Origin of the sequence: Myxococcus eversor, from assembly GCF_010894455.1 — a bacterium.
GTDB lineage: Bacteria > Myxococcota > Myxococcia > Myxococcales > Myxococcaceae > Myxococcus > Myxococcus eversor.
In genome coordinates this window covers 159,080-174,405 of the sequence record NZ_JAAIXY010000023.1, presented here as the reverse complement: position 1 = coordinate 174,405, position 15,326 = coordinate 159,080, and the positions used below count along the sequence as shown (strand labels likewise).

The following is a 15,326-nucleotide window of genomic DNA, read 5'->3' as shown; positions in this document are numbered from 1 at the left end:
TCAATACTGTTTGTCCAGGGCCACCACGTCGCTGACCAGGGAGAAGCCACTCGCGGGGCACGCGGCGATGGCGGGCTCCGACGTGTCCAACAATCCCCGGCGCTCGACGAGCGTGCTGCCCACGACTTCGTGGACGAAGATGCGCCCGCCGTTGGTGTCACCCAGGTAGGAGCGATTGCCCACCACGGCGAAGCGGCCGGCGGCCGGAATCGGACAGGAGCCGATGCCTGGCGAGCATTGGATGGGCGCGGTGGACACCACGCGGTCCTGCGCGTCGAGGAGCACCAGCGCCGAGCGCTCCACGGACAGCAGCTTGAAGTCGGAGTCATAGGTGGCCTTGCCGCCGCAACTGACGAGGAGCTGTTCGCCCACGGGCGCCACGGAGCTCGGGTTGAGGCAGCCCTCGCCCAGGTCGATGAGGTCCACCGCGCGGCTCGTCGGGTCGATGCGTGCGAGCAGGCCGGGCCCGCCGGGGCTGTACGTGACGGGGTTCAGGTTGTTGAGGGCGACGTACAGCTTGCCGTGGTGGCTGGCGATGCCGGTGGGCGTGGACAGCGTGGTGTTGCCGGAGAAGGGCTTGAGCGCGGCCCCCGAGGGCAGCTCGATGGTGTCCACCACGGTGGGCTCGTTGTTGGCCAGTGAGACGCGCACCACACGGCCCCCGGCGGACGGGTCGCCCAACAGGTTGCCATAGAGCGTGACCCAGAGGTCGTTGCCCGTCCACGCCATGGCGAAGGGATTGGTGTTGGCGCCGAAGCTCACGCTCGCGATGTCGGTGAGGGGGATGCCGTCGGGGTAGTGGGAGGGCCGGGGACCGGGGGGGATGGGGTCTCCCTCGCGACGGAGGATCTGAAGCGTGTTGTCGGATGAGTTGAGGATGTAGAGGTACGGGTCCAGGACCAAAACCTGGTTGGGAGCGCGGCCCGTGTCGTTGCGCGCGGGCAGCACGCCGTAGTCACTTAGACGCGCCTGGACGAGCTTGCGTGTGGAGTCGAGCACCAGCAGCACGTTCATCATCCGCGCCGCGCTCTGCGGAGACGAGGCCACCAGGGTGTTCGGGCCCTTGAAGTCCGAGCCGGACTGGATGCCCACCACCTGCCCGGTGTTGAAGCACGTGGCCACCACATCGTAGGTGCACACGCCGCCCCGGCAACTGCGAGCGTCGCCGCAGGCGTTGTCGCAAGCGCCGCAGTGGAGGTTGCTGACGGCCGGATTGATACACCCGTTTGAACACTGAAGCATGCCCTCAGCGCAGCTCCCCTGGCAGTCGCCATTCATGCACACCTCGAACGGTTGGCAGACCTTGCCGCCTTCGCCCGCGCAGCCGCCGCAATGCTGGGGCGAGGACTGGGTATCGACACAGGCGTCGCCGCAGGCCGTGGCGCCCTGCTGACAGCGGCACGCGCTCTGCGCGCAGAGCTGTCCGGTGCCGCAGGTGTTGCCACACTCGCCGCAGTTCGCGGACTCGCTGGTGAGGTCCACGCAGGTGTCCCCGCAGCGGGAGAGTCCCTCGCTACAGACAACGCCTTCGTCGGGGCAGCCCGTCAGCAGCAGGCACGACAGCAGGGAGACCAGGACGGCGACGTGTCGCCCGGGAGGAAGTGGCGCGGCATTCATGGGGTGTCCGCCTTTTTTCGAGGGGAAGAGGGAGAGACGTCGAGCGACATCGCCACGGAGGCGAGCACGGCGCGGCCCGGCAGGGGATAGCCGTCGAAGTCCTCGACGAAGGTGTCGAAGACATTCTTGAAATCGAGAGAGAGGGTCAGTGCGGGATGGCGTCCCAAGATAGTGGACACGCCCGCGTGCAGCAGCGCCCGGGCCGGCAGCACCAGCTCCCCGGTGCGGTTGCGAAGCTGCGAGGATTGGGCCCGCAGCTCCACGCGGCCCGTCAGCCAGGAAGGCCCGGCGGCCACGCGCGCGGACACGGTGTGACGCGGACGGAGCGGAAGCTCCTTCAGGTAGTAGCGCGGGTCGTCCCGGAGGTTGCGCGAGACGAGCACCGTGTACGCCAGGGAGCCCGACATGTAGGGCGTGGGTCGCGCCTCCGCGTCCACTTCCAGCCCCGAGACGCGCGCCGAGGCGAAGTTGAAGGGCTTCGCGGCGAACGGGGGATAGGCCTCGTAGGCGATGAGGTCCTCGTAGAGGCTATGAAAGGCACCCACGGACACGAGCGAGCGCTCCGTGTGGTGGGCCAACGCCACGTCCGCGGACACGGCCCGCTCGGCGCGCAGGTCCGCGTTGGGCAGCAGCGTGCCCTGGCGCACGTACAACTCCAGCATCGAAGGCGCGCGGTGGGCCTGTCCCACGTTGGCGCGCAGCTCCAGGCCGGCGGGCAGTGACACCAGGGCCCCCAGCTTGGGAGACCACAGTGTGTATGGGCCCACGCGCTCCAGTCGCAGCGAGGGCGTCACGTGCAGGCGTCCCGAGAAGAGCGCGACGTCGTCCATCGCCATGACGCTGGCGCGCAGCCAGGACGTCCGCTCCTCCGTCGGCGTGGCGACCCCGTTCGTGGACAGGCCTTCGCCACCCACGCTCGCCAGCGCTGAGACGACGTGCGAGTCACCCAGGGGCCTTCGCCCCTCGAACTCTCCGCCACCCGCGCGCAGCACCTGCACGCCCTGCTGCGACACCGGGCCGCCGGACAGCTCCAAGCGCTCCTGTCGGAAGTGCGCGCGCGCCGACACGTCGACCCGGTTCGCGAGCGAGCCGAGCACGCGCAGGCTCAGCACGCCCCGGCGACTGGACTGACGAGCGTCCGCGACGGGGTTCTGCACCGTGCCCGCGAGTCCGCGTCCTTCCAGCGAGCCCTCGCCCATCGCATCCACCACCACGCCCGGAGCCAGCCGATGCCTCACGCGCAGCAGCGCACCCGCGCCCCGTGCATCGTTGTTGTCGCGCCGTCGCGTCTCGGGCGCGTCTCCCGGCAGCGTGGGCGTGGTGTCGAAGGGGTAGGAGAAGCCGCCAGAGGAGGTGCCACCATGCACGAGCAGGAGCAGCTCACTGTCCAGCAGCGGGCCGGTGGCGGCGAGCCAGCCCGTCGCCGTATCCCAGCTTCCGTAGCTCACTTCCCCGGACAGGCTCAGCGTGTCGCCAGGGCTGCGGGTGACGATGTTCACCACCCCGCCGAGGCCACCACTGCCATAGCGTGCACCCGCGCTGCCACGCAGCACCTCGAACTCGCGAGCGAGCGCCAGGGGGATGCGCGACAGGTCCGCGCTGCCGCCCGCGCCGTTGAGGGGGATGCCGTCGAGCAGCACCAGCGTCCCGTTCGACGAAGCACCGCGGACGACGAGGCTCTTGCTCTGGCCATACCCGCCCGACTCCTGGATGGCGACACCGGGTGACGTGGCGAGCACCTCGGCGGTGTCGCGGGCCGTGCCGCCGCGCTCCTCCACGGAGATGACGGTGACGACGCTGCTGGGGTCTCGTTGCGAGGCGCGGTCCATCGGCTCGGGGTCGGGCACCTTGCCCACCACGTCGATGACCTCGGACAACGGTGGGGTGCCAGCGTCCTCGGAGGATTGGGCCCGCACGGAGGCGCCTGTCAGCAGCGCCAGTCCCAGGCACCACCTCGCGAACGCTGTCCTCACGCTCCCGCACCGGGAGCGAGTCCCGGACCGAAGCCGAGAATGGAAGCCCGGCGCAGCGAGCCGAGCATCCGCAGCAGCCGTCCTTCATCCAGCGTGGCGTCTTCCCGAGCGGCACGTTCGAGCAATCGCCAGCCCGTCATGCGGGGTTCGATGGTCTCCACCAGCTCCGCGAGGGAAGGGGAGACGAGCTGGAGCACCGTGCCCCACGGAGTCCGCACGCGGAACGCGCCACAATGTCTCCACCCGCCGGTCATCTGGCGCGCATCCTCCAGGGCGCGACCTTCCGCGTCCAGGGCGAACCCGAGTGGCTCCTTCAACAGGTGCCCCAGGTCGTTTTCACCCGCGAGACCGCCGGGCTCGGGAGGAAGCCGCTCTCCGAGCACGTGCAGTTCCAGGTCCAGCAGTGAACCGTAGGCCGCCTGCTTCATGACGAGGTGCTCACCCAGCACGCAGCCGTCGAGCCCCGTGGACAGCAGGCACCACAGGGCGTCCTCGGGTGTCTCGACGATGGGCTCTCCCGCGACGTTGAAGGAGGTGTTGAGCAGGACGGGCACTCCGGTGCGGGCATGGAACGCCGTGAGCAGCGCGTGCAGCAGCGGGACGTGTTCCGCGCGGACCGTCTGGACGCGGCCGGTGCCGTTGACGTGGGCGACGGCGGGGACGCGATGACGCTGCGCCTCACGAAAGCGCCACACCCGCAGCATGAAGGGACTGTCGTCGGACTCCTTGGCGTCGAGGTCGAACCACTCGCGTGCGTGCTCCGCGAGGATGGCGGGCGCGAAGGGGCGGAAGGCCTCGCGGAACTTCACCCGGCTGTTGAGGACGTCCTTCATGTCACCGGGACGCGGGTCGCAGAGGATGCTCCGTTGCCCGAGCGCGCGCGGGCCCAGCTCGGAGCCTCCCTGGAACCACCCGAGCATCTTGCCCTCCACCAGCAGGTCCGCGACGGCGGGCACCACCGAGGGCAAGCGACGGGATACGACGGCGGGCGTCGCCTGGATGGCGCGCTCCATCCAAGCGGAGGGATACGTCCTGCCCACGCTGTCCTGCTGGAGCCTTCGACTGGAGCGATGTCCTGTCAGGTGCCAGAGCCCGTGGTACGCCGCGCCCAGGGCCGTGCCACTGTCCTCGGCGGCGGGCATGACGTAGACGTCCCGGAAGCCCGCTTCGGTGAAGAGGCGCTCGTTCGCCACGCTGTTGAGCGCGACGCCACCCGCGTAGCAGAGCGTGTCGCAGGACGTGCTCGCGCGCAGTCGTCGGACGACGTGTAGCAGCCCTGCTTCCAGCGCCGCCTGTGCGGAGGCCGCGAGGTTCCGATACTCCTCCTGTCGCGCGGGCCAGCGCTCGTTGTGAGGGAACCGCCGAGGCACGGCGTCGGAGAAGACGAACCGTCCGTCGACGATGTCGAAGAAGTCGGTGATTGGGAACTCGGGCACGCCATGGGGCGCGAGGCCCATGACCTTGCCCGGCCCTTCGAGCACGTCCAAGAAGAGCTGTCGCCCGACGGCGGAGTACAGGCCTCCCAGGCTGCCGAAGCGTGGCATCCCCTGGAAGCGCTCCAGCTCCGCGGAGGCGGTGACCTCCAGGAAGGTCCCCAGGTGTTTCTCCAACGGGACGAAGCCCTCGGGTGAGGCGCGGTAGACGGAGAGCGTCTCCTCTCCGCGCCGCTCGGAGACGACCGCCGCCAGCTCCTCTGGGGACAAGTCGTTGACGTTGGAGCCGAAGCCGTCGACGACGAGCACCAGGGCCTCGTCGAAGCCGGACGTGGCGAAGGCGCCGACGGCGTGTCCCAGATGATGGGAGAGGGTGAGGGTCGGCACCCCCGTCCTGTGGAGGGCGAGGTCGGGGTTGGCCCGCACGTCGAACAGGGGCCCACGAGGCCCCATCAGCGAGCAGCACGCGACGAGGCTCAGGTCCTCGGGTTGGATGCCCGCGTGCTCCAGGCAGTAGCGCACCGACAGCGACGCGAGGCCGCCAGGAAGCCACGCCCGCTTGCGGCGCAGCAGGCGTTCTTCCTGGATGGCCACGACCACTTCGTCGCCGCGCAAGAGACACGCGGCGCCGTTGTGGTTCGACGCGCCAATGCCCAGCACCCACGGAGCGCTGTGGCCCGACATGGTGGCGCCTCAGTTCGCCGGAGCGGGCTCGGGCCTCAGGGAAGGTGCCTGGGGAGGAGCCACCTTGGGAGCCTGCTTGCGCGGCTCGGGAGCGGCGGGAGTGGGGACGCCGACGTTGAAGAGGTTGACGAGCACGCCCACGGCCGCGAGCTGGGACGTGGTCGGGTTGTAGTCAATGGCCTCGCCGATGGGGAAGTCCACGGAGCTGGAGGCCTGGACCTGGAGCTGCCCGGCGGGGGTGACGAGGACGGTCCACAGCAGGCCTTCTTGCGTGGTGGCGAAGACGTACGGCTGGCCGCCGACGCGGGCCATGGCGGCGCGGAACGCGAAGGACTGAGGCAGGGACAGGTTCTGCTTCAGGTCCACGGAGCCCTGGGACTGGAACTCCGCGGGGCGCACGCGGAAGAGCCACGTATTCTTGTCCGAGGGACCCACGGAGCAGGCCACGGCGACCAGGTGGTCATCGAGGATGGCCAGGCCGTTGATGCCGCGCTGGGCGCTCGGGTTGTAGCGCTTGCGGGCGAGCACGTTGCCCTGGGGGAGCTGGAGCATCACCAGGTCGCCGTCCTCCGCGCCGGTGATGACGATGCCATCGCGCCACGCGACGATGTCGCGCACGTTCCAAAGCTGGAAGGGGCTGGGGATGGGGTTGGGGGAGCGGACGTTGAGCTTCTTGTGCATCGCGAGCTGGCGGCCGTTGCGCGAGACGCTCCAGATGAGGACGAAGCCGTTCTCATGGCCCGTCACCAGATACTCGCGGTTCGCGTGGACGACGAAGACGCCGCTGTTGGCGGTTCCCACGTCCGCGTCGTAGGCGAAGTTCTCGAAGCGGAACTCGCGAGGGAGCCTGTCCAGGTGCGCCGGCTCCGCGTCCTCTTGCAGCGCTGAATCCCGCTCGCGCCAGAGGGTGATGGTGGTGCTGTCGTTGGAGGTGACGAAGGTCCGCTCGTCGCGAACGGCCATCATCTCCACGCCCCGGTTGGCGGGGGTGCGCAGGACATCGGTGAGCATGGGCCCCCACTCCGTGGGGCCCGGGGGACGGAAGAACGTCATGGAGCCATCCAGGCGCCCTACGATGAAGCGGGTGGAGTCCAACCACTGCAACTGTTGGGTATAGGGATACGTGGTGCCCACGGGTGTGAGCACTTGCGCGGCGAGGTTGCTGTCGGTGGTGCTGACAGAGGCCTGTTCCTGCGCGTGGGCGTCGTGCTGACAGGCCATGGCAAGCAGCAGCACCACGCGTGGCAGCACACGGACGAATCCATCGAGCTTCATGTCGAGCCTCCTCCTACATGCGCTTCAGTCGGGAATCCCCAAGCGCCCCCCTCGGCGGGATGGAGTCAGGCAAACGTTGTCATGTGCTCGGCCAGGGTGGATGCCAGGCGATTGTAACTCTCCTCACGACGGGTGTCATGGTTGCACAGAGGTGCTGTCAGGACTGGCAATCCCTTGCGCTGGCGCAATGAGTCGATAAACGACCTGCTGAGTCGGGGATTCTTGAACAGGTCATGGATGAACGTGCCGAAGATGGGCAGTCGCTCATGCACGGCGCCGTCGACTCCGCCCGCATGGGCGTAGAGCGGCCTCGCGCTCGCATACCTGACGAGTCCGGAGTGGATTTCATACCCTGACACCGCGCCCGCGCCCGCGAAGGGATTGTCAGACGTGGGCGTGTAGTGACGATTGAAGACCGTCTTCCCGGGTAGGAATTCCACGTCGATATCCAACAACCCCAGGCCCGTGGTGCTCCCGTGCTCGGACTCGCGGCGCCCCTCGTCCAGCAACGCACGCCCCAGCATCTGGAAGCCCCCGCAGATGCCGACGATGGGCGTGGTGGCGCTCAACTCCTGGAGCACTCGCTCGAAGCCGATGCGCCGCAGGTGATGCAAATCCCCCACGGTGTTCTTGGTGCCGGGCAGGATGATGGCGTCCGGCGCGCCGAGCTGGTCCACCGAGCGCACGAACCGGACGCGCACGTGGGGCTCCTCCTGGAGGTAGTCGAAGTCCGTGCTGTTGGAGATGTGCGGCAGGTACACCACCGCCACGTCGATTTCCGGCGCACCCTGCATCCGAGGCTGGACGCGGTCCTCCTCCTCCAGCGCCAGCGACAGATAGGGAATCACCCCGACGACAGGCCGCTTCGCGTGGTGCTCGATGAAGTCCACCGCGGGCTGGAGCACCTGCCGGTCTCCTCGGAACTTGTTGATGATGAAGCCGGCGATGCGCTCGCAGTCCTCCGGCGCCACCAGCTCCAGCACCCGCAAAGTGCCAAGCAGCTCCGCCGCGATGCCGCCCTTGTCGATGTCCACCGCCAGGTACACCCGCGCGTCCAGCCGGTGCGCCACCTCCATGTTCACCACGTCGAACGGACGCAGGTTGGGCTCCGCGCAGCTCCCCGCGCCCTCCGCGATGACCAGGTCGTAGTGGCGCGTCAGGTGGTCGATGGACTCCTGGATGGCGGACAGCTTGAGCGCGCGGTGCGTGTCGGAGAGGAAGTACTCGCGCGCGTCGACGTCCTGGTGGGGTCGGCCGTGGATGATGAGCTGGCTGACGCTGTCCGACTTGGGCTTGAGCAGCAGCGGGTTCATGTGGACGATGGGCCGCTGCCTCGCCGCGAAGGACTGCACCGCCGTGGCTCGGGCGATTTCCTCGTTCTCCTCCGTGACGAAGGAGTTGAGGGACATGTTCTGCGACTTGAAGGGGGCCACGCGCAGCCCCTTGTTCGCGTACAGGCGGCACAGGCCGGCGACGAGCGTGGTCTTCCCCACGTGGGAGCCCGTGCCTTGAATCATGAGGTGGGGTTGCTTCGGCATGGCGGGCCTCCTGGCGCGCGTGCACTATAGGGCGCCAACCTCTCACGGGTTCCTCGCCGCTCATGTCCGTCGCACGCTCTCTCTTCCTGCTCGTCCTCTCCTTCACGCTCCTCGCGGGCTGTCAGCGCTCGGCGCCGGCCCCGGAGGCGGGCGCGCGGCGAATCGTCTCGCTGTCGCCCGGCATCACGGAGACGCTCTTCGCGCTGGGTGCGGGAGAGCAGGTGGTGGGCCTCTCCGACTGGGCCTCCTGGCCCCCCGAGGCGGCGTCCGTGCCCAAGGTGGGCTCCACGCTGTCGCCCAACTACGAGGCCATCGCCCGCCTCAAGCCCACGCTCATCATCGATGAACAGGTGAAGCAGGCCCCCGCGGGCTCGCTGTCCGCGCTCGCCCCGGTGAAGGTGCTGCCCTGGCTCTCCGTCGACGACGTGGCGAACGGGATTCGCGAGCTGGGCCGCCAGACGGGGCGTGAGGACGCCGCCACGAAGCTGGCCCAGAAGGTGGAGACGACGCTGAAGCGCAAGCCTCCGCCGGATGCGCCCCGCGTGCTGCTGGTGATTGGAGACCCGGAGGCCGCGCTCACCAGCATCTGGTACATCCGCAAGGGCTCGCTCCATGGCGCGGCCCTGGAAGCCGCCGGCGCGCGTAACGCCGTCGCCGAGGACCCCGCGGGGCCGCCCAACGTCTCCGTCGAGCAGCTCATGACGTTGGACCCGGACATCGTCCTGGTGCTGGTGGAGGGCCCGCGCCTGACACCGGAAGAGGAGGCGCGACAGCTCGCCCCGTGGAAGCAACTGACGGTGCTGCGCGCGGTGAAGCAGGGGCGGGTGAAGCTCGTGGCTGGCCCGGGTGTGCAGTCCACCGGCCCTCGCATCCTGGACGTGGTGGAGCAGCTCCAGGCCGCGCTGCGCTTCGACGCGAAGACCCCATGACGTCTCTTCTGGAGGTCTCCGGGGCGACGGTGCGCAAGGGCGAGCGGGCGTTGCTGGAGGACGTGTCCCTCCGCGTCGCGCCTGGAGATTTCGTCGCGGTGGTGGGTCCCAATGGCGCGGGCAAGACGACGCTGATGCGCGTGGCGCTCGGCCTTCAGCGCCCAGACGCGGGCCGCGTCACCTTGAATGGACGCGACGTGGGAGCCCTCTCGCCCCGGGAACGCGCCGCGTTCCTCGCGTGGCTGCCCCAGCGCGTCCAGGTGTCCGAGCCCATCACCGCGCAGGAGCACGTGGCCGCCGCGCGCTACCGCTTCACGGAGTCCCACCGTCGCTCGGAGGAAGCCGCGCTCGTGGCGCTCGCCCGAGTGCAAGCGGAGCCCCTCGCCTCGCGGCCCATCACCGAGTTGTCCGGCGGAGAGCAGCAGCGCGTCGCGGTGGCGGCGCTGCTCGCACAGGAAGCGCCCCTGGTGTTGCTGGACGAGCCCGCCAACTTCCTGGACCCGGCCCAGCAGTTGGAGCTGTACGCGCTCGTGGGGCAGATGTGGCGCTCGGGGCTGGGCGTGCTGTGCATCACCCACGACATCAACGTGCTCGCCCATGCGATGCACGCTGGCAGCGAGGGACGGATTCGGGTGCTGGGCTTGTCGAAGGGCCGCGTCGCCTTTGAGTCGCACTACGACGCCCCGGACCTGGGTGAGCACCTGGGCCGGGTGTTCTCCGTGCGGATGCGGGGCGTCGAGGTCGAGAACCGCCGGGTCTTCGTGGGCATGTCCCTGGAGCGTGGGGAATGAGGACGCGACTGGTGGTGATGCTGGCGGTGTGCGCGCTCGTGATCGCCGTGGCGCCCTTCATCGGGCCGCCGATGCCGCCGGACGCGCGCGACTTCATCCTCTGGCAGTTGCGCATCCCCCGGACGTTGATGGCGCTGGTGGTGGGAGGCACGCTGTCGCTGGTGGGCGCGGTGTACCAGTCCCTCTTCTCCAACCCGCTCGCCGCGCCGAGCACCATTGGCACCACGGCCGGCGCCACGCTGGGCGCGTTGGTGGCCATCGTCCTGGGCGCGCGCACCGCGCTGTGGGGCCTGCCGCTCATCACCGGCGCCGCCTTCGTGGGCGCGCTGGGGGTCAGCCTGCTGGTGGCCGCCATCGCTGCGGGGCGCAACGTGCGGATGAATGACCTGGTCCTCGCGGGCATCGCCTTCTCGATGGCGGCGGGTGCCATCTCCACGGGCGTGCAGTTCTCCGCGGACTCCGCCGAACTGCTCACGGCCATGCGGTGGACCATGGGCCACCTGCCGCAGGTGGGCTATCAGAACATCGTGATGTTGCTGCCCATCGCCGCCGTGTCGGTGGTGGGCCTGTTGACGCTCACGCGCGCACTGGAGGTGTTCATCTCCGGCGAGGAGCACGCCGAATCGCAGGGCGTCAACGTGCGCGCGGTCCGCATGGCATCCATCGGCCTGGGCGCGCTGGGCGTGGCGGGCTGTGTCGCGTGGTGCGGTCCCATCGCCTTCGTGGAGCTCATCGTCCCCCACATCGTCCGCCGTGTGCTGGGCGTGAGTCGACGCGTGCTGCTGCCGTGTTCGGTGGTGGTGGGCGCCAGCTTCCTCGTGCTCTGCGACGCGGTGGCCCGCATCATCTTTCCGGGCAAGGAGACTCCCGTGGGCCTGGTGACGGCGGCCCTGGGCACGCCGCTCCTCATCTATCTGGTGGCGCGCAAGTCGTCCTGAGCCGCTCAGCCCTGGCAGGGCAGGGCGGTGAGACCCCGGAACACGGCGGTGTCGCGCCGCTTCCACGCGCCGGGCACCAGTCGCAGTCCAGGCAAGTCTCTCGCCAGCATGCCCAGCGCGCCCTGGGCCTCCATGCGCGCGAGCGCCGCCCCGACGCACTGGTGGATGCCGTGGCCGAAGGCGATGTGCTGGAGGTCCGTGCGTTGGATGTCGAGCGTGTCGGGATGCTCGAAGCGCCTCGAGTCTCGATTGGCCGCGCCCAAGAGCACCCAGGCCCACTCGCCCGCGCGCACGGTGGCGCCGCCCACCTCCACGTCCTCCTGGGCCATGCGCGAGCAGAGCTGCAACGGCGTGTCGAAGCGCAGCACCTCCTCCACCGTTCCCTTGATGCGCGAGGGCTGCGCGCACAGCGCCTCCCATTGCGCGCGGTGCTCCATCAGCGCCAGCACCCCATTGCCGATGAGGTTGACGGAGGTGTCGTAGCCACCGAAGAGCAGGAGCATGCAGGTGGGAAGCAGCTCCTCCTCGCTCAGCGCCTGCTCATCCTCCTGCGCGGCCACCAACAGGCCCAGGACATCGCCGCGACGCGACCGCCTGCGCCGGGTGACGGAGGCCTGGAGGCACTGGCTCACCTCGCGCGTGGCGGCGCTGGCGGCTTCGCGCACGGCCAGCGGAGTGGAGGCATCTCCACAGCGGGCGAGCGCGAGCGCCCACCGCTGGTACAAGTCCGAGTCCAGGTCGTCGGCGCCCACGAGCCAGCGCAGCGTCGTCCGGGCCAGCGGCGCGGCCAGGTCCGCGATGATGTCCACCTCGCCCCGGTTGCGCGCCTGGAAGAGGAGGGCCTCCACCGTGGCGTGGATGTTCAGGGACAGCTCCTTCATGCGCGTGCCCAGCGCGCGCTTCGTCACGGCGCGCAGGCGCGTGTGGTCCGGCGGGTCCATCAGCAGGAACCACTGACTGTGCATGGCGGACAGCGCCGCGAGCGCCTCCGGAGGCGCGGGGAACTCCTCGGGACGACTCTTCCGCGCGTTCGCGATGTTCCGGCTGAAGCGCGGATGGGAGAGCACCTCCACGCAGTCCGCGTGGCGCGAGAACAGCCACAGCCGCAGCTCCGGATTCCAGCACGCCGGACGCTGGAGGAGTTGCTCATAGATGGAGTAGGGATTGCTCAGTGACTCGGGTGAGAAGGGATTGAGGCGCTGCGTCTCACGGACTCCGGGGACGCCAGGCGGCGCGGGGGCTTCACCTCGCGAGTCGGTCTCCATGCGACAGGCCCCCCTGCGCGTCGGACGGTCAATCCCAGACAGAAACGAACCGAACCGTGAACGGTGAAGGGTACGCCTCGCGCCCGAAACCAGTCAAACCGAGGGCCCGGGTGAGTGTCTGGCCCGCCGTGTCAGGGCTCCGCGTTCATCAGCTTCACCACCGGCTCGTCGCCGTAGAAGTCGATGACATTCACGGAGGCGTGGACCTGGTCCAGTCGGAACAGGTGCTGGTCCGCCATGCCCAGTGACTCGGCGAGGAGGGTGCGGTTGACGCCGCCATGCGACACCAGGGCGAAGCACTGTCCGGTATGCCGAGCCCGCAGCATGCGCCCACCGACACGCACGCGCTCGCGCATCTCGGAGAACGTCTCTCCCTCCGGAAACCGCACCCGGGCCGGATGCTCCATCCACTCCGCGTACACGTCCGGAAAGCGGCGCTCCGCCTCCTCGTAGGTGAGGCCCTCGAAGAGGCCGAAGTCGATTTCGCGGAAGGCCTCCTCCACGCGGATGTCCAGGCCCCGGTCCGCCGCCAGCCGTCTCGCCGTGTCGAGCGCCCTGAGCCGGGGGCTCGAATAGAGGGCCTGGAGCTCCACCTGGGCCAGCAGGCGCGCGGCCCGCTCCGCCTGGACGTGGCCCTCCGGCGCGAGGCCCACGTCGAGCCGTCCATAACACCGGCCCTTCATCTCCTCGGAGGGCCTGCCGTGCCGCACCAGAATCATGCGCGTCACGCCGCTCGGCATTCGCCAGTCCATGCCGCGTTCCGCTCCTTCCCGGGTGACTCAGCCGAGCGCCAGCGCCAGCACGAGCACCAGCGCCTCGCACACCTCGGTGTTGGCGCCCATGGTATCGCCGGTGATGCCGTCAATCTTCTTCCGGCACCAGAGGCCCTGGAGCGCTGACACACACGCCACCATCAGCAAGGCCACGCCGCCCTTCCAGCCCATCAGCCCCAGGGCGAAGCCGAGCGCCAGCACCGTGGCCCCAAGCACTTCGACGCGGCCGACATAATCGGTGATGGCCATGCCGATGCCACCGCTCCGCCGCGCATACGGCAAGAGCCACCCCTGCGGAACCGAGCCCCAGCGCCCCAGCGCCAGTGCCACCACCAGCGCCGCGTCCGCCTGTCCGCGCTCCAGCAGCGCCGCGAGCGCGCTCGCCTTGAGGCCCACGGTCAGCAGCAGGGCGACCCCGCCATACGCGCCGATGACGTGGTCCCTCATGATGCGCAGCACGTCCTCCTTGGTGCGCCCGCCGCCGAAGCCGTCCGCCATGTCCGCCAGCCCGTCCAGGTGCAGCGCGCCGGTGAGCAGCGCGTAGATGGCGAGCAGCAGGTACGCCGTCACCATCGACGGCAAGAGCGGGTAGAGCGCCAGGCGCACGCCGACGAGCAGCGCGGCGAGCAGCGCGCCCACCAGCGGAAAGCACAGCGTCGCGCGGCCCACGTCGCCAGCGTCGAACGTGGCGGCCCCGGGGACGGGGATGCGGGTGAGGAAGGCGATGCCGGCGAGGAGTCGCTTCATGAGGGGCTCGGCGCGACTCCTGCCACGTTTCGACCGTGGGAGCGAGCCTCAGCGCCGGGTCTTCTCCGCCACGCCCGCGGAGGCGAACGTCGCCATCTCGTGCAGCACATGCATGCTGCTGTCCATCAGCCCCATCGCCAGCACGGCGCCCGTGCCCTCGCCCAGTCGCAGGCCCAGGTCGAGCAGGGGCCGCAGCCGCAGCGCCTCCAGCACCCGGCGGTGGCCCGCCTCGCGCGACATGTGACTGGCGAGCAGGAAGGGCATGACTTTGGGACACAGCCTGGCCGCCACCAGTCCGGCGACGGAGGAGATGAAGCCATCCAGCATGACGGGGACCCGCCGGGAGGCCGCGCCCAGCGCCGCGCCAGCGAGGCCCGCGATTTCGAAGCCGCCCACCTTGGCGAGCACGTCCAGCGGATCCGCCGCGTCCGGCTGATTCACCGCGAGCGCGCGCCGCACCACGTCCACCTTGCGCGACAGGCCCGCGTCGTCCACGCCCGTGCCGCGCCCGGTGGCCATGTCCGGTGACACGCCCGCGAGCACGCACGTGAGCGCCGCCGACGCGGTGGTGTTGCCGATGCCCATGTCTCCCAGGCCCAGCAGCGTCACGCCCGAGTCCGCCAGCTCCAGCGCGAGCAGCGCGCCCACGCTCAGGGCCTCCTCGGCCGTCTTGCGTGACATGGCCGGCCCTCGGGCCAGGTTCGCCGTGCCCGGGCCCTGGCGGTGCACGCGCACACCCTCCAGTCCTTCCACCGGCACGCGCACGCCCATGTCGACGACCTCCACGCGCACGCCGTGCTGCCTGGCGAGCACGTTGATGGCCGCGCCGCCCCGGGCGAAGTTGGCCACCATCTGCGCCGTGACTTCGGCGGGGTAGGCGCTCACGCCTTCCTCCGTCACGCCGTGGTCCGCCGCCATCACCACCAGCCCCTTGCGAGGCATCGCGGGCGCGGGCTCACCCCGCAGCGTGGCCCACTGACACGCCAGCTCCTCCAGGCGGCCCAGGCTGCCCTGCGGCTTCGTCTTCATGTCTAGCAGGCCCTGACACTGCCTCCCGGCCTCGGCGTCAGGTTCGGGAATCCTGGCGAGCACGTCACGGTACGCAGGCATGGGGCCCCCTTTGGAGGAAACCCCTTCAAGCTAGGCGCGCGCGGTGCCGTGAAGCAATGACCGTGGATGGGCCCGAGTGCAACGTGCTGCACGGTGGTGGACACAAGCCCGCACGCAAGTGCCTGCCCCGCGAGACGGGCGCACCGTCGCGCAGTGAGGGATTGGGCGCCAGCGCGTCGAGTCACCGACAGCCCGGGGGCAAGCGCTCCTGGCGCGCGGCGCGACGCGGGTGAAAGTGCGCGGGCCGCTACAC

General features: G+C 69.8%; 12 protein-coding genes. 3 read left to right on the top strand and 9 right to left on the bottom strand.

Annotation, left to right across the window (positions count from 1 at the left end):
• From G4D83_RS36400 to G4D83_RS36380, 5 genes are all read right to left on the bottom strand, one after another.
• A complete protein-coding gene (locus G4D83_RS36400; RefSeq protein ID WP_163869502.1) occupies nt 1–1,617 on the bottom strand; it encodes an MXAN_6577-like cysteine-rich protein in 1,617 nt (538 codons plus the stop codon).
• A complete protein-coding gene (locus G4D83_RS36395) occupies nt 1,614–3,590 on the bottom strand; it encodes a TonB-dependent receptor plug domain-containing protein (protein ID WP_163869501.1) in 1,977 nt (658 codons plus the stop codon). The genes G4D83_RS36400 and G4D83_RS36395 overlap by 4 nt, the downstream gene beginning before the upstream one ends.
• Complete coding sequence (locus G4D83_RS36390) at nt 3,587–5,707, bottom strand: carbamoyltransferase family protein (RefSeq protein WP_163869500.1); 2,121 nt, start codon at nt 5,705–5,707, stop codon at nt 3,587–3,589. The genes G4D83_RS36395 and G4D83_RS36390 overlap by 4 nt, the downstream gene beginning before the upstream one ends.
• Before the next feature lie 9 nt (nt 5,708–5,716).
• Nucleotides 5,717–6,982, bottom strand: coding sequence for a WD40 repeat domain-containing protein (locus tag G4D83_RS36385; RefSeq protein WP_163869499.1), 1,266 nt, complete (start codon nt 6,980–6,982; stop codon nt 5,717–5,719).
• 65 nt (nt 6,983–7,047) lie between these two features.
• Nucleotides 7,048–8,520: a cobyric acid synthase gene (locus tag G4D83_RS36380; protein WP_163869498.1), complete on the bottom strand. Its 1,473-nt coding sequence runs from the start codon at nt 8,518–8,520 to the stop codon at nt 7,048–7,050.
• A gap of 62 nt (nt 8,521–8,582) precedes the next feature.
• On the opposite strand from G4D83_RS36380, the gene G4D83_RS36375 reads away from it, so the two are divergent.
• The 3 genes from G4D83_RS36375 to G4D83_RS36365 are packed head-to-tail and all read left to right on the top strand — an operon-like array spanning nt 8,583 to nt 11,178.
• On the top strand, nt 8,583–9,449 hold the full coding sequence (locus tag G4D83_RS36375; RefSeq protein ID WP_163869497.1) for an ABC transporter substrate-binding protein: 867 nt from the start codon (nt 8,583–8,585) through the stop codon (nt 9,447–9,449).
• Nucleotides 9,446–10,240 carry an ABC transporter ATP-binding protein gene (locus G4D83_RS36370; RefSeq protein WP_163869496.1) on the top strand — a complete coding sequence of 265 codons (795 nt, stop codon included), beginning with the start codon at nt 9,446–9,448 and terminating at the stop codon, nt 10,238–10,240. The genes G4D83_RS36375 and G4D83_RS36370 overlap by 4 nt, the downstream gene beginning before the upstream one ends.
• Nucleotides 10,237–11,178 carry a FecCD family ABC transporter permease gene (locus G4D83_RS36365; protein WP_163869495.1) on the top strand — a complete coding sequence of 314 codons (942 nt, stop codon included), beginning with the start codon at nt 10,237–10,239 and terminating at the stop codon, nt 11,176–11,178. The genes G4D83_RS36370 and G4D83_RS36365 overlap by 4 nt, the downstream gene beginning before the upstream one ends.
• Before the next feature lie 5 nt (nt 11,179–11,183).
• Here the strand turns inward: G4D83_RS36365 and G4D83_RS36360 are convergent, their stop codons facing one another.
• From G4D83_RS36360 to cobT, 4 genes are all read right to left on the bottom strand, one after another.
• Entirely contained in the window at nt 11,184–12,443 is a 1,260-nt protein-coding gene (locus tag G4D83_RS36360; RefSeq protein WP_163869494.1) for a cytochrome P450, read from the bottom strand.
• Nucleotides 12,444–12,574: 131 nt separating this feature from the next.
• Entirely contained in the window at nt 12,575–13,195 is a 621-nt protein-coding gene (locus G4D83_RS36355) for a histidine phosphatase family protein (protein ID WP_163869493.1), read from the bottom strand.
• Between the two features lie 27 nt (nt 13,196–13,222).
• Nucleotides 13,223–13,963: an adenosylcobinamide-GDP ribazoletransferase gene (gene cobS, locus G4D83_RS36350; RefSeq protein WP_163869492.1), complete on the bottom strand. Its 741-nt coding sequence runs from the start codon at nt 13,961–13,963 to the stop codon at nt 13,223–13,225.
• A 48-nt stretch (nt 13,964–14,011) separates the two neighbouring features.
• Nucleotides 14,012–15,073, bottom strand: a complete 1,062-nt coding sequence (cobT, locus tag G4D83_RS36345; RefSeq protein WP_163869491.1) for a nicotinate-nucleotide--dimethylbenzimidazole phosphoribosyltransferase — start codon at nt 15,071–15,073, stop codon at nt 14,012–14,014.
• Between the last annotated feature and the right edge of the window lie 253 nt (nt 15,074–15,326).